Here is a 14,492-nt window from a genome sequence, read left to right on the forward strand (position 1 = left end):
TACGTTCATGTTGTACATGTACTGGGTGTAGTGTGGGTCTTGCTGGGCAGTCATGTCCGTGAACCCTAACAACGCCAGTAAACTGGCTAAGTATAGTTTTTTCATATTAATGTGTAACTAAATATTCTGTTTCATTTTTTCCTTTTTCAATTTAATATTTTATCAGTAAATACTAACACCTTCCTTTAAAATTTAACAAAAAAACAGGTTTTTAATTCCCATGACTTAAAACCTATAAATTTTATTGAAAAAAGGAGTTCAAAAAAAATAAATTAAAACGGAATTATTGATGATTTTAACTTTTAATTTTAATCGTGTATTGTAGAAATAACCATAAAACAACAAATAATTAATATTAAAAAAAAGCAAATAAAAAAGGAGAGCCCCCACCTTTACAGGTGGGAAACTTCCTTATTTAGCTTATTATTCTTTATTGTTCTCTGTTGATATAAACCCATCCTGTTTTACTTTCTCCGTTTGCTCTCTTAATAGAGTAGAAGTAAGTACCTGTAGGTAGTTCGTCACCACTACTACTTTGACCGTGCCACTGATCTGTATAAGCTCCGTAACTGAATACTTCTGCACCGTAACGGTTAAAGATGCTTATTTGTGTTACACCTAATGAGGTAAGATCAAAGGTATCGTTCATATCATCATTGTTTGGTGATATACCTCTGGGAATAGAACAACTTGTGTCTATAACATTTACTACAGTACTGCCTATACAACCATCTTCTGTAGTTACTGTTACAGTATAGTCACCTGCTTCCGGTATAACAACTTCCTGAGTGGTTTCAGAGAATCCGTTAGGACCTGTCCATGCGTAGCTTGCTGTATCAGGGTTAAATGAACCGTCAATATCCATAACATTTACCATGTATATTCCGTCTTCACAACCTTCTTCAAACATTATTGCTACAGCAGCAGTATCCTGAGTTAATGCTACACTTTCTGTAGCAGAACAGTTGTTAACGGTTACTGTTACTTCATAAGTACCGAACTCTGTACCCTGGATGCTTGAACCTGTTTCTGCTGAAGCTACTCCGTTAACTGTCCATGCGTAGGTTGCATTTGCAGTATCAAAGTTATTAGCGTTTACAGAAATAGTAGCGCTGCTTGCCACACATGTTGCGTATGGACCGCCAAGGTTAAAGTCCGGACTTGGTGTAATAGTTACTACAAACTCGCTTTCTCCTGTACATGCTGAAATTGGATCAGTATCTGCAAGTATATAAATAGTTTGAGTTGTAGTTATTAAATCGCCTGCTGCAAGCATATCTCCTGTTCCGTCAGGACCTGTATAGTAATTATTATCAGGGTCAAGAGCAGGAAGCTCATAAACGTCACACTCTGTTACATCCGGTAATACCTGAGCTACAGGGCTGTCAATTATTGTTACTTCAAAGCTTTCTTCGCCAGGACATAAACCTCCACCTGTTGCAGCATACACATAAATTGTTTGTGTAGTAGTTATTTCATCACCTGCATTTAACATGGTACCTGTTCCGTCAGGACCATTTACATCTGTATAATAGTCTCCTTCGTCAAGAGTAGGTAATGTATAACTATCACATGCTGTTTGGTCTCCCGGAGTTACTACTTCAGGACCATCAACAATAGTTACTACAAAGCTGTTTTCATCTGTACAACTTGGTTCTGTACCGCTATCTGCTAATACATAAATTGTTTGTGTAGATGATATAACATCTCCTGCCGCAAGCATATCACCTGTTCCGTCAGGACCTGTATAATAATTATTATTTGCAGATAATGCAGGAAGTGTATAGTTATTACACTCTGTAACATCAGCAGGTGCATCAGCTACCGGAGTAGGTGTTACAGTAACTGTTACTGTTGCTGTAGCCTCACAGCCTGTGTTATTAATAGTTACTTCATAAACACCTTCATCCTCTACAGTAATAGTACTTGTTGTATCAGGAAGCGGACCGTCATTCAATGTCCATGTATATGAAACATTAGGAGAGTCCGGGTCATAGTTCGTTGCTGTAATCTCTATTGTACCGGTTGTACCTTCACAAAGTGAGAAGTCTTCCGTTATATCAAACTCAGGGGTAAGATCTTGTACAATTAAATCAAATTGCTTAATACCAAAACAACCAGACTCTATATTCTCTATTCTAACATATATTGTTTGCTGATACTGTTCTTCATTAGTATATATTGCACCAATGGCATTACTAGCAGTTTCTGCATCTTCCTCTGTAAGGTAATATGTTATTTCATAATCCTCAGGTGTGTCTGAACCATCTAATATAGGTGTGTCATTTACTGATAAATCGAATTCACCAAACCCACTTGCATCACAAATAGTTAAATCTTCAGGATCACCTGTTATCTCTTCAATAGGATCATAATATTCAATTGTTTTAGAAGTTTCAACAGAACATTCTGTATTCTCATAAAGAACTTCTACAGTATATGTTCCGCCTTCTGTAACTGTTAAACTAGGACCTGTTTCTCCTACAAGCTCATCATCACCTTGATACCATGTAAAGTCATAAGTATCAGGATCCATTTGTGTATCTAAAACAATTTCTTCTCCTGCACAAGCTGCATTACCGCCTTCAATAGTAAGGTCACTTCCTAAATCAGGAGCACCTATTGCAAAACTACCTCCGTCAAGGAATACAGCAGAGTTCACAGCAGAGTCATTATAATCTGCAATTACTAATTTAATATGATATGTTTCTCCCGGTGTTACACTAGCTTGAGCTTGCATAACCTGAGTTTGACCATTATAACCTATTGGCGAAGCCTCAGGGTTATCAGGGTTGTACTGAGCAAAATAATCAGGGTTTTGAGAATCACAGTTACCATTATAGGCTTCATCGCGAATATTTACTACTGATACCGGTATTGTTGTACCTGGTATAACCGCAAGGTTATCTCCGTCTACTGCTGTGGTAGGACCTGTAAGTATAAATGCAAACGCATCAGAGAATGTACACTGGAATGTACCATACTCACTTGAAGCAAACAGGAAGTTAAAGCTTATTTCATCAATAAAAGGTACAAAGTCAAACTCCAATACAGAAGCATTGTTTAACGGTCCTGTGTTACCGCCTTCTGCAATAATAGCCGATAAATCAGCATCTCCAGGCCATCCTGTATTATCAAAAGTGGCATTTCCCGGCCATGGTCCCGGAGCTTCAGTAATACCTCCTGTAGCCATTACTATACCATTAGTGAAAGGGAAAGTTGAACCGTTTTGGTCAAAATAACCTATACTACTAGCCTGACCAAAATCAGAACCTGATACAGCTTCTACATTAGATACTATAGCACAGTCAATACCTATTAATACATCCTGAACTAACTCTTCCATTGTATACTCAGTATCATTAACTGTAATTGGCGGTACAGGTGTTTTAATACAAACGTCAAAACTTGTTACTGCTGTAGGGTCTGAGAAGAAAGTAGTATATACCATTACATAATATGTTTCTCCCGGTGTTAAACCTGTAATTGTTTCACTATTACCACCACACGATAGTTCTGTTAAAGTACCACAATCATCACCTTCAAATACTGCAACGTTAAACGTAGCACCTACCTGATTGTTTACGGTTACACTATGCGTACCTGTTTCTGCAACAAACGAGAACCAAGCATCATATTCAATATCCATCCATGTAACACAACTTAAATCTACTCCTGAACCTGTAGAACCTGTTAAAGTACCCGAAACAAAATCAACACACTCGGCATCAGGGTTTACAGGAACATCAACAGCTCCGTCACAATCGTCATTCTCAAGTTCTGTAACAAAAGAGAAAGGACCAGACCATGTACTGTAACCATCTTCATCGCCACAGTTTGCTCTTACATAATAAATATATGGTGTTCCCGCCTCTAAGTTTTCTGCTATATACGGGTTATCTCCCGTTACTGTACCCGGCTCAGTTGGCTCAGGTGAACCCGGAGGCAATACCCAAACTTCCCAAGTATCTGCACTACCCATTTCAGTCCAAGATAGTGTAGCACTATCAGTAGTAGTAGCATCTACAGCTAAATCTTGTGGTTTAGGACAAGCAGGAGGTGTACAGTTACCCATACCTGTATATAATAATGTATTTGGAGTGTTTACTCCGAAAGGTTTAGTATATACATCTTCAGCAAAAGGTGTATAAACTGTTAAACCTATTTCATTTCCGGCAAAGCCTCCTGAATTCCAGAATATTGTAAATTCAACATCAGGACACATTGATATTTCTACTGTTTCAGGTCCTGTGCCTGTAAAACCTGGTCCTATAGTAGCAAGTTCAACTCCACCCTGAGATATTGTCATGGTATTACCATTCCAACCCCAGAATTGCGATGTCATTTCAAACACATAAACACATTGGTCTTCAGGCTCACATACCTCTGTACTAAATGCAAATGGTCCTGCCCAAACACTATATTCATCTACGTCACATACCGTTCTTACATAATACTCATAGTTTGTAGCTGCTGTAAGACCTGTGGCTTCAGTAGGAACAACATCAGTAAATGTTCCTGAATCAGCATCTGTCGGAGCTGCTTCTCCTTCTTCAACTATATAATATTCCCACTCACCTGTAGCAGGAGTCCAGCTAAGGTCAGCCGTTGTAGTAGTTATATTATCAGCACTTAAGTTTTCCGGTGGTAAACAAGCAGGATTATCACAATCTACAGTACCTTCATACAGCATTGTATTTTGAGAGCCTTCTCCCGGTGGTTTGTTAAATAATGTTTGGTCAAAGTTATTTACTATACTTATACCTACTTCTCCTGCAAAAGCACCACCTGCATTCCAGAATAGTTCAAGCGGCTCGTTGTTACAAACCGAAATTTGTACTGTAACAGGGTTTTGGTCATCAGCATTTGTAGGACCTGTTAATGTTGCTATTGTAGCTCCGTTTTGTGTAACTGTCATAGTATTACCATTCCAGCCGTCTCCAAAACTATCTACCATTATAAATTCATATACACACTGGTCTGTAAGTTCACAAAGCGCAGTAGTGAAAGAGAATGAATCACTCCAGCCACTTGGGTCTGGGTCTCCAACACATATTGTTCTTACATAATACTCATAGTTTGTACCTGCTGTAAGACCTGTAGCAACTACAGGATTAGTATCTGTATACGTTCCTGAATCAGCATCTGTTGGAGCAGGAGAACCTGCTTCTACAATAAAGTATTCCCACTCACCTGTAGCAGGACCTCCCCAACCAAGTTGTACCTGGTCAGTTGATATATCAGTTACTGTAAGGTTTTCCGGCGGTAAACATGCAGGGGTATCACAATCTACATCACCTTCATATAATAATGAGTTTTGTGTACCTTCTCCCGGCGCTTTTTCAAATATTGTTTGTGCAAATGAGTTTTGTACAGAAACGCCTACCTCAGCAGCAAAACTACCTCCTGCATTCCAGAATAACTGTAAAGGAAGGTTATTACACACCTCTACTGTTACGGAAACAGGGTTTTGGTTATCGGCATTTGTAGGACCTGTAAGTGTAGCTATTGTTATACCGTTTTGAGATACTGTCATAGTATTACCATTCCAGCCGTCTCCAAAACTATCTACCATTACAAAAGTATATGTACACTGGTCTGCAGGTTCACATATAGTAGTATTAAACAGGAACGGTCCTGCCCATGCACTAAATGTACCGTCACCACAATCAGCTCTTACATAATATTCATAAGGTGTTGCAGGTGTTAAACCTCCTGCTTCATAGTTTGTATTTGTAGTAGCTGTAAGTCCGGCACCTGTAGGTATACCTGAACCCGGAGCTTGTACTACTACTTCCCATGCAGTTGCTCCACTTGGATTAGTCCAAGAAAGGTCAGCCGAAGTTTGCCCAATGTTTGTAGTTGGTAATTCTTCCGGCGGAGCACAGAACACTTGTTGTATTGTTAAAGTATATGGTGTTGTTTGAGGAGACGCCCAGGTAGAAATAACAATATAGTATGTTTGACCTGCGGTAACAGCAAAATCAGGAATTGAAACCGGATCTCCTGCAAAACCTCCTACTCCACCAGCTACACAACTAACTCCTATATCATCACAACTTTCATAAACAAACATACCGGAATACGATCCGTTTTCTGTCATATCTATACTAATTGTACCGTCATCTGTTGCAGTATATTCATATACTACATCATCCCCGTTAAGGTATCCGAATGTACTACCACATCCTGATGCACCCGGACTACCGCTATAATCATCCCCATAAGTAGAGGTGTTATCAGTAGTACTGTATGGCAAAGCAGCAATTTCTATAGCAGCTTCACATGTAGCACCTAATGCTACTGTACTGAAATAGAACGGACCTTCCCATTCACTTTCTCCTCCGTCATCACAAAGTGTTTTTACGTAGAACTTATATTCTGTATTCTCATCAAGTTCATCAACATTATAAGGAGGAACTCCGTTATATACCTCACCGTTACCGGTAGGTATATCTGCCGCCGCTAAAAATTCTATTTCAAACGAAGAAGCCCCAGAAGGGTTATTCCAAGTAAGATCGGCAGCATCAAGACCGACATTGTCTACACCAAGGTCTGTAGGCGGTAAACATTGTTCCACAACCTTAACATTATCCACCAACCAACGGTCTCCGTTATCGCCAAGCATAACAAAGGCAACATACACACTCTGGCCAACATATGTACCCGGAATGTCTACCACTTTTTCAGAATAATCATCCTGAATAGGGTTAATGTCAAATTCTGCCCATTCTTGTATTTGATCATAAGAAGAAAGATCAGTAGGGTCTCCTGTAGTAACCATTATTCGGTACAGAGAGCCTTGGTCTCCCGGCTGTGTAAGCCTTGAAAAGAAACGAAGCTGGGGATTATCAGGCATTGTAAACTGAGGTGTAATTAACCAATCCTCAGGTATACCTGATGCTACGTTTTCCTTATTTATATAAGCCGCATAATCACCCTCATAAGGAGGCTGAAGCGGGTTACCTAACGCACTCTGCGTCCACGACGCAGCAGGTCCTATTCCATTATTGTCTATTGTCCAACCTGTAGGGGGCCATGAACCCTCAAACCCCTCTTCCGGTAGCTGTGCAAATGCACACAAAGGCAATAATGATAGAAAAAACAACAAAGTAATTTTTTTCATAGAGATTTATATTTTAGTAGTTTACGTTTAAGAAGGGGGAAATTAAGAAAAAAATGGTAATAGAAGAGGGTGAAAAATAAAGATATTTCAATTTTATGCCAAAAAAAACAAAATTTATTTATTTTGTTAGGAATATAAAAAAGACTTTTTTTTAGTGATATATTCAATAGATAAATAGCAATATCAATTGAATTATCATTGTTATCTTTGATGCCACAACGATTAAAATGGACAAGAACAAAAAAATATACTTCGCATCTGACCAGCATTTAGGAGCACCAACGCCTGAAAAGAGCTTTATAAGGGAAAAAAAGTTTGTTAAATGGCTTGATGAAGTAAAAAAAGATGCTGATGCTATCTTTCTGCTTGGTGATCTTTTTGATTTTTGGTTTGAATACAAAACTGTAGTCCCTAAAGGTTTTGTAAGAGTACTGGGTAAACTCGCAGAAATAAGAGATTCCGGCATACCGATATATTTTTTTGTAGGTAACCACGACCTTTGGATGGATGATTATTTTGAAAAGGAATTGGATATTCCTGTCTATCATAAACCAAAAGAATTCACTTTTAACGGTAAAGAATTCTTAATTGGGCATGGTGATGGTTTAGGTCCCGGAGATAAAGGTTATAAACGAATGAAAAAGGTATTTATCAATCCTTTCTCTAAATGGCTTTACCGTTGGCTACATCCTGATATTGGTGTACGAATGGCACAGCACCTTTCTGTAAAAAACAAGTTAATATCGGGTGATGAGGATGTTATATTTTTAGGAGAAGAAAATGAATGGTTAGTACAATATTGCAAACGCAAACTAGAGACTAAACACTACGACTATTTTATTTTCGGACACAGACACTTACCATTAGATATTAAACTCAACGAAAAGTCTACCTACCTTAACTTAGGCGACTGGGTAAGTTATTTTACCTATGGTGTTTTTGATGGCGAAACCCTTGAACTAAAAGAGTACAAAGACTAATTGTTATCGGAATTACAAAGTTCGTCCAAATAGTTATTTAAACTAAGGTTAAAAAGCGTACCTTCCATTAAGTCTTTAATATTAACTAACTCAGTTTTTGTAACGGCAAGGTCTACTCCATTCATAGGTGTTTTAAGCAGTAACTTGTGGCAATCTTTCCCGCAACTGCACTTAGTGCAACTATAGTAATTTATAGTCCCTTCGGCAAGTTGTTTAAACTCCTCTACCTCATCGGGTAAAAGGTAGAACCCCATTTCTTTAAATATAAACTGAACACGGTTTTTTAAAACTGCACCGTCTTTTTTCCAGTAGAAAGCTAAACCAAAGTCGTTATTGTATAATTGCGCTACTTCTTTCATCTTTTTGCAAAGGTTTGAAAGCAAAAATACAATTTTATTTAGAATGATTCTATATTGAAATATTAATCTTCACACTTAATATCCCTAAGCCTTAATTGCAAGCTAGTTACACCATTCCAGGTATTTTCATCTACAGAATAAACAGCATCAAAAAATTCACCATTACAAGCCAAATCCTTCTTATTCGCCATACCAAAACCAATAGCCGAATAGCCTTTTTCATCTTCCCGTTTTAAAAACAGTTTTAAATGAGTGCCTTCTGCACCAACAGTTTTGCCATAACCGGAATCTTTTACATTTCGGGTAAGGAAAATAGGCGTCATGTTACCGGGACCAAAAGGTTCAAATTGCTTTAGTATCCTGTAAAATCTATTTGTAATTGCTGTAAAATCAAGCTCAGCATCAATAGTAATTTCGGGAGTAAGTAAATCTTGCGGAATGGTTTGCTGTACTACTTCCTCAAACTTATTTTTAAAGCCTAAATACTGCTCTTCTTTCAAGGTAAGCCCTGCTGCATACATATGCCCGCCAAACTGCTCTATATAGTCTGAACAAGCATCTAAAGCATTGTACACATCAAACCCTTTTACAGAGCGTGCCGATGCTGCCAGTTTATCACCACTTTTTGTGAAAACCAGTGTAGGGCGATAATACGTTTCCGTGAGTCTGGAAGCTACTATGCCTATAACCCCTTTATGCCAATCTTCATTATATACTACAGTAGTATACTTTTCCTGTTCGTTGTTTTGTTCTATTTGTTGCAGTGCTTCATCTGTAATTTGCTTATCAAGATTTTTACGGTCGGCATTTAGTGACTCTATTTGAGCAGCAAACTCTTCTGCCTGCTCCAAATTAAACTCTGTAAGCAACTGCACGGCATCATTACCGTGTTTTATACGCCCTGCTGCATTAATACGTGGCGCAACAGCAAAAACCACATCCGTAACCGTTAAATCTTTTCTGTTTAACTGCTGAATTAGCGCTTTTATACCCGGTCGCGGATTGGTATTAATAACCTCTAAACCAAACTTAGCCAACACCCTGTTTTCGCCTGTTATGGGTACAATATCAGCTGCTATTGCCGTAGCAACTAAATCAAGGTATGGAATTAAGACATCTATTGATTGCCCGCGTTGCGCTGCTAATGCCTGTATTAACTTAAAACCAACTCCGCAACCGCAAAGTTCTTTATAAGGATAATTACAATCTTCCCGTTTAGGGTCTAATACTGCAACGGCATCAGGCAAAGTATCCCCCGGACGGTGGTGGTCGCATATTACAAAGTCGATGCCTTTACTTTTTGCATAGGCTACTTTATCAATAGCTTTTATACCACAGTCTAATGCTATAATTAAAGCACAGTCGTTATCATCGGCATACTCGATTCCCTGATTGGAAACACCGTAACCTTCGGCATAGCGGTCAGGGATATACGTATCTACATTTGGGTATATGCTTTTTAAGTAGGAAGCCATTAATGACACCGCCGTAGTACCATCAACATCATAATCGCCGAAAACAAGTATATTTTCATTATTTGCAATGGCTTTTTCAATACGTTGTACGGCTTTATCCATATCCTGCATCAGGTACGGGTCGTGTAAATCGCTTAAAGAGGGGCGAAAAAATTTTCGGGCATCTTCAAACGTTTCTATACCGCGCTGCACTAAAAGTGTAGCGAGTATAGTATCTATACTTAATGATTGTGCTAAATGTTGTATTTTATCCTTTGCAGGTTGTGGTTTAAGTGTCCAGCGCATTTAAAAATTTCAAATTTCGGCGAATATAATCTATAATATACAAAGAACACAAAACAATATTCTATAATGGCTACTCTTTAATAATTTGCAGTACTTTATAACTAATTTCAGCATTCAGGTCACGCTTCTCTTTTTCCAGTATATATACTGAAATGGTAGTGTTCATATCCGGGATATACATAGAATCTGTACCCCAAAAACCACCATGATAGTAACCCGTTATGGTACGATAAAAAGATATGTTTTGAACACCTAAACAATATACCGATTCTTCTTTTGGAAGTACATAAGTATGCATTTGCTCTAAAAGCTTTTTATCTTTAATAATTTCACCCTCAAACAATAACTGAAAAAACATAGCTAAATCTTTAGTAGTAGCAGCTAAACCGCCACCGCCATATAAATCAAATGATGGGTGTAAATCACTCGCAGCCACATCATACTCTTTATAATATTGCTGCACTAAAGGAAGGACATTTTCAGGATAGTCTTCTAAGCTATACCACCATGTGTTATTAAGTTTATGCTTTTTAAAATCGAGCAATTGCCTAACAGCAGTATAAAAAGGCTTTCCTGTTTTGTTTTCTATAATTTCTGTAAGCAATAGATAATTTATATCTCCATATTTAAATACCTTACCTGCTTCGGCTATAGGCTCTTCTTTTTCAACCGCAAACTGTATTTGTTCATCTCTACTCCATTCATGGTCTTTATTCTCAAACACAAACGCAAAGTATTCGTCATTCACATAGTCGGCAATACCCGAAGTATGCGAAAGTAAGTGCTTTACTGTTATTCGTTTTACATTATAGTCATCTCCTATAAGAAGCTCTTTTGTTTTCGGGTTGATACTATTTTCTATAGACTGGTCTAAAGATATTTTACCTTCCTCAACCAGCTTTAAAATTGCGGCTGCCACATACGTTTTGGTATTGCTGGCAATAATAGCAGGCTGATTTTTATTTATAGCTTGTTGGGTTGATTTATCAGCATATCCTACTGCCGACGTCCATGAGATATTTTTATCGGGAGTTTCTACATGAATCATAATCCCTACAGCATCCTTATTGGTATTATAAACCGAGTCCAACACCTGCTGGAATTTATTTTCTACCGATTGGGCTGTAACTCCCGCTGATAGGGCTAAAAACAACGCAATCAGGAAAATCTGGATTGGTTTTTTCATACCATGTCTTTTAGGTTGTGATTTAAGTGTACAAAGCATTAAAAATTAAAAGCTTTTAAAAAGCCTATAATTCCTTATACATGTAATACTTAATACATGTAATACTTAGCTTTTAAGTCGGTTACCCTTTTAATATCACACCCGGAAACAAATGTTCTGTAAACAGGTAACTTTTCTCCATAATAAGGAATTTCATCCTGAAAAAAAGGAATATTCATTTCCTCTAACTTACTACTTAATTCAAATGATTTCTCTTTATTCTGAGTAAAACCTATACAATGTGCATTTGCCCACTTATCGGCAGTAATTTGATTATATGCGTATATTACAGCTTCTGTCTCAGTCGCAAAACACTTTAAATTTTCTTTTTCTCCACGTTCAGTATAGTACCACATAAACAACCCTCCGGAATTCTCAATACCATAACCTTCATGAATGAAATTACCATTGACAGAATAACTATCAAAATTAAAACAGTTATCCCTCATCCATTTTTCAAGTTCTTCGATTGTTTTTAATAACATTATTTAGAGTTGAAATTATCATTTCGGGTATCATATTCCGGTTTATATATCTTGGGATAAAATTTTTGGGACTCTTGCCACCTACAAAGATTTATTTTTATTGAATCATTATCCTTAATTATAGTATAGGAATCAGTGAGACACCCATTGCCTAAGCCAAAATGCGCTATCCCTAAAAGGTAAGCCTCAAATCTTTTTAATGCTGCTATTTCATCTTGAGATAATCTCCTTCTGCTTTGATTAGAAGATTCATAAAATATATTATTTTCTATTTTTGAAACCTTATAAAACCCTTCCATTCCTGCAACTCCTCCAAAATAACTCTTAACTATATATGATTTATCCTCTTTCAGTTTCTCAATAGGCGTATCTTTATAATATTCATCTATTGATATTGAGTCAGGTGCTATTCTGATATCTTTTACACAATTATCTTTAAGAATTGCTTTTTTAATTATTTCTTCTCCTAATATATTGTAATAATGTATCGTGTATTCGCCCTCTTGCAAATTTTTGAATTTCAATGTGTCTTTTACAGACCTATATAAAGGACTCGAATCCTCAAAAATTACGGAATCCTCTGCGTTAATTTTAATATATGGCACTACAAACTTTTCACCGTCATATGCACTCTCATAAGAAAAAGTAACGTTCAATTGATTATCAGGTTTACTGCAATTAGCAAGTAGTAACAGTAACAAACAACTAGTTAATAATTTTATGACAGCTTTCATATATTAAATCTAATAAATAAACGGCTACTTATCAAGCTTCCCTCCCACTACAGCTACAATTTCCCCTTTTGGCGGGTTCGCTTCAAAATGAGCTAATACTTCTTGTGCTGTACCGCGAACGGTTTCCTCATGCAGTTTACTCAACTCCCGCGATATTGAAACAGGGCGGTCTTCGCCAAAGTACTGTACAAACTCGCCCAGTGTTTTTACCAGCTTGTGCGGCGATACATAAAACACCATAGTACGGGGTTCTTCGGCAAGGGTTAGGAAACGCGTTTGGCGTCCTTTTTTTTCAGGTAGGAAACCTTCAAAAACAAATTTATCGTTAGGCAGTCCGCTATTTACCAGTGCAGGCACAAAAGCCGTTGCGCCCGGCAGGCATTCCACCGCAATATTATTTTCTACACAGGCACGGGTAAGCAAAAATCCGGGATCGGATATGGCAGGTGTTCCCGCATCGGATATTAAGGCTATTACCTCCCCCGATTCTAATCGCTTTACTATATTGTCTACCGTTTTATGCTCGTTATGCATGTGATGACTTTGCATATGGGTGGTAATATCAAAATGCTTCATAAGCTTACCACTGGTACGGGTATCTTCCGCCAGTACTAAGTCTGCCTCCTGCAATACTTTTATAGCCCTAAAGGTCATATCATCAAGATTGCCTATAGGGGTGGGAACTATATATAACTTACCCATTAATCAAACTTTTTTTCTACCAGTGACATAAAGCGCTCTTCATATTCTTCCTTACCTTCCCAGTTGTTATAATCAGGTTTAATTAAGGAGTTTACAAAGTTTTGAGCATCTTCAAAATTATCAAATGTATTTAGTTGCGACAGTACGCGGTTTAAGTCTTCGCTATTGCCTGCAAAAAGGTGTTTTTCAAAAGCAATACGGTCATTAAGCCCTAAGTTTATAGCTTTACCCAACGCATCGTTAAGAGAGCGTTGTGAAGGCTTAGCTGCAAACGATACTGCTGCATTTGGTGTACTAACGGGTTTTTCAGCAGGAGTATCAACAGGCTTATCCTCTTTCTCATTTGTTGGCATTGCCGAGGCTTCTGTAGTTGTTTTTGGTTCTTTGGCAGGCGTTTCTTCTTCACCTGTTTTAGGAACCCAACTTTGCCAGTCGTCCGATGTTGGCACTACATCCGGTACATCATCATCAACCTTTACAAATTCCGGTTCTTTATAGTTTTTAAACTCTTCGAATAAATCTTCTGTTTGCGCAACAGGTTTTTCCTGTTCCTCTTGTTTTTTATCAAAAACAATATCGTGACCGTAGGTTTCTTCTTTAATTTCCTCTTTCGGCGCTTCCTGAACTTCTTTTTTAGGTGCTTCCTTTACCGGTTCTTCCACTTCTGCATCAACCTGCTCTTCTTCTTGTTTAGGTTCTTCTGCTACTTCTTCCTGTGCAGTTTCGGCAACAGTTGGTTCTGCTACAGGAGTTGCTTCTTCTTTTTCTTCCTCTTGCATCTCATCAGCTTTTGGTGCCTCTGTAACTACAGGTTCTGTTTCTGGTGCAACAGGTGTTTGGTAGGCTTCTTCCAGCTTTTGTTCGGCTATGGCTTTAGCTTCTGCCTTATCAGGATTACCTAAGTTTTCTTCAACAAACTTAAGTACCGAAAGTTTTTCATAAAGCCTTAATGCTTCCTGCTGCAATTGCCCTATATCATCTTTATTTTTTAAGCGTAATACCCTGTGGGCTATACTTAATAACTCGGCTTCTAACTTTTTCTTCATAACTTTCGGGGTTAAGCAGCGTCTTACAATTGTTTTTTAATAAATTTGTTTCCTTACAAAGTAACAGAAAACATT

At 37.8% G+C, this 14,492-nt stretch carries 9 protein-coding genes and 1 pseudogene; 1 reads left to right on the forward strand and 9 read right to left on the reverse strand.

Going from position 1 to position 14,492, the window contains the following annotated elements; all coding sequences use genetic code 11:
• Nucleotides 1–105, reverse strand: a pseudogene (locus IEW45_RS14850) (PorP/SprF family type IX secretion system membrane protein); the annotation flags it as partial.
• A gap of 325 nt (nt 106–430) precedes the next feature.
• Complete coding sequence (locus IEW45_RS14490) at nt 431–7,126, reverse strand: choice-of-anchor L domain-containing protein (RefSeq protein ID WP_188621991.1); 6,696 nt, start codon at nt 7,124–7,126, stop codon at nt 431–433.
• A 227-nt stretch (nt 7,127–7,353) separates the two neighbouring features.
• On the opposite strand from IEW45_RS14490, the gene IEW45_RS14495 reads away from it, so the two are divergent.
• Nucleotides 7,354–8,106 carry a UDP-2,3-diacylglucosamine diphosphatase gene (locus IEW45_RS14495; protein WP_188621992.1) on the forward strand — a complete coding sequence of 251 codons (753 nt, stop codon included), beginning with the start codon at nt 7,354–7,356 and terminating at the stop codon, nt 8,104–8,106.
• On the opposite strand, the gene IEW45_RS14500 is transcribed toward IEW45_RS14495, so the two are convergent.
• The 7 genes from IEW45_RS14500 to IEW45_RS14530 all read right to left on the reverse strand — a co-directional run bounded on the left by IEW45_RS14500 (nt 8,103) and on the right by IEW45_RS14530 (nt 14,417).
• Nucleotides 8,103–8,465 (reverse strand): hypothetical protein, encoded by a 363-nt coding sequence (locus IEW45_RS14500; protein ID WP_188621993.1) that lies wholly within the window; start codon nt 8,463–8,465, stop codon nt 8,103–8,105. The two genes, IEW45_RS14495 and IEW45_RS14500, sit on opposite strands and share 4 nt — an antisense overlap.
• Before the next feature lie 62 nt (nt 8,466–8,527).
• Nucleotides 8,528–10,225: a single-stranded-DNA-specific exonuclease RecJ gene (recJ, locus tag IEW45_RS14505; protein ID WP_188621994.1), complete on the reverse strand. Its 1,698-nt coding sequence runs from the start codon at nt 10,223–10,225 to the stop codon at nt 8,528–8,530.
• A 70-nt stretch (nt 10,226–10,295) separates the two neighbouring features.
• The gene (locus IEW45_RS14510) at nt 10,296–11,411 is read right to left on the reverse strand and encodes a serine hydrolase domain-containing protein (RefSeq protein ID WP_188621995.1); all 1,116 of its coding nucleotides are present in this window, start codon (nt 11,409–11,411) and stop codon (nt 10,296–10,298) included.
• Nucleotides 11,412–11,500: 89 nt separating this feature from the next.
• Nucleotides 11,501–11,935, reverse strand: coding sequence for a hypothetical protein (locus IEW45_RS14515; protein ID WP_188621996.1), 435 nt, complete (start codon nt 11,933–11,935; stop codon nt 11,501–11,503).
• Complete coding sequence (locus tag IEW45_RS14520; RefSeq protein WP_188621997.1) at nt 11,935–12,591, reverse strand: hypothetical protein; 657 nt, start codon at nt 12,589–12,591, stop codon at nt 11,935–11,937. Before IEW45_RS14520 ends, IEW45_RS14515 begins: the two co-directional genes overlap by 1 nt.
• Nucleotides 12,592–12,693: 102 nt before the next feature.
• Entirely contained in the window at nt 12,694–13,371 is a 678-nt protein-coding gene (rsmI, locus tag IEW45_RS14525; protein ID WP_188621998.1) for a 16S rRNA (cytidine(1402)-2'-O)-methyltransferase, read from the reverse strand.
• Nucleotides 13,371–14,417 carry a DUF8457 domain-containing protein gene (locus IEW45_RS14530; RefSeq protein WP_188621999.1) on the reverse strand — a complete coding sequence of 349 codons (1,047 nt, stop codon included), beginning with the start codon at nt 14,415–14,417 and terminating at the stop codon, nt 13,371–13,373. The genes rsmI and IEW45_RS14530 overlap by 1 nt, the downstream gene beginning before the upstream one ends.
• Nucleotides 14,418–14,492: the final 75 nt, after the last annotated feature.

The organism is Flavobacterium suaedae (assembly GCF_014642915.1).
Classification (GTDB): Bacteria; Bacteroidota; Bacteroidia; order Flavobacteriales; family Flavobacteriaceae; genus Flavobacterium; species Flavobacterium suaedae.

Bases quoted from the DNA above. Each gene is read 5' to 3' on its own strand.
- IEW45_RS14490 (WP_188621991.1), bottom strand. From the start codon at position 7,126: ATGAAAAAAATTACTTTGTTGTTTTTTCTATCATTATTGCCTTTGTGT.
- IEW45_RS14495 (WP_188621992.1), top strand. From the start codon at position 7,354: ATGGACAAGAACAAAAAAATATACTTCGCATCTGACCAGCATTTAGGA.
- IEW45_RS14500 (WP_188621993.1), bottom strand. From the start codon at position 8,465: ATGAAAGAAGTAGCGCAATTATACAATAACGACTTTGGTTTAGCTTTC.
- recJ (WP_188621994.1), bottom strand. From the start codon at position 10,225: ATGCGCTGGACACTTAAACCACAACCTGCAAAGGATAAAATACAACAT.
- IEW45_RS14510 (WP_188621995.1), bottom strand. From the start codon at position 11,411: ATGAAAAAACCAATCCAGATTTTCCTGATTGCGTTGTTTTTAGCCCTA.
- IEW45_RS14515 (WP_188621996.1), bottom strand. From the start codon at position 11,935: ATGTTATTAAAAACAATCGAAGAACTTGAAAAATGGATGAGGGATAAC.
- rsmI (WP_188621998.1), bottom strand. From the start codon at position 13,371: ATGGGTAAGTTATATATAGTTCCCACCCCTATAGGCAATCTTGATGAT.
- IEW45_RS14530 (WP_188621999.1), bottom strand. From the start codon at position 14,417: ATGAAGAAAAAGTTAGAAGCCGAGTTATTAAGTATAGCCCACAGGGTA.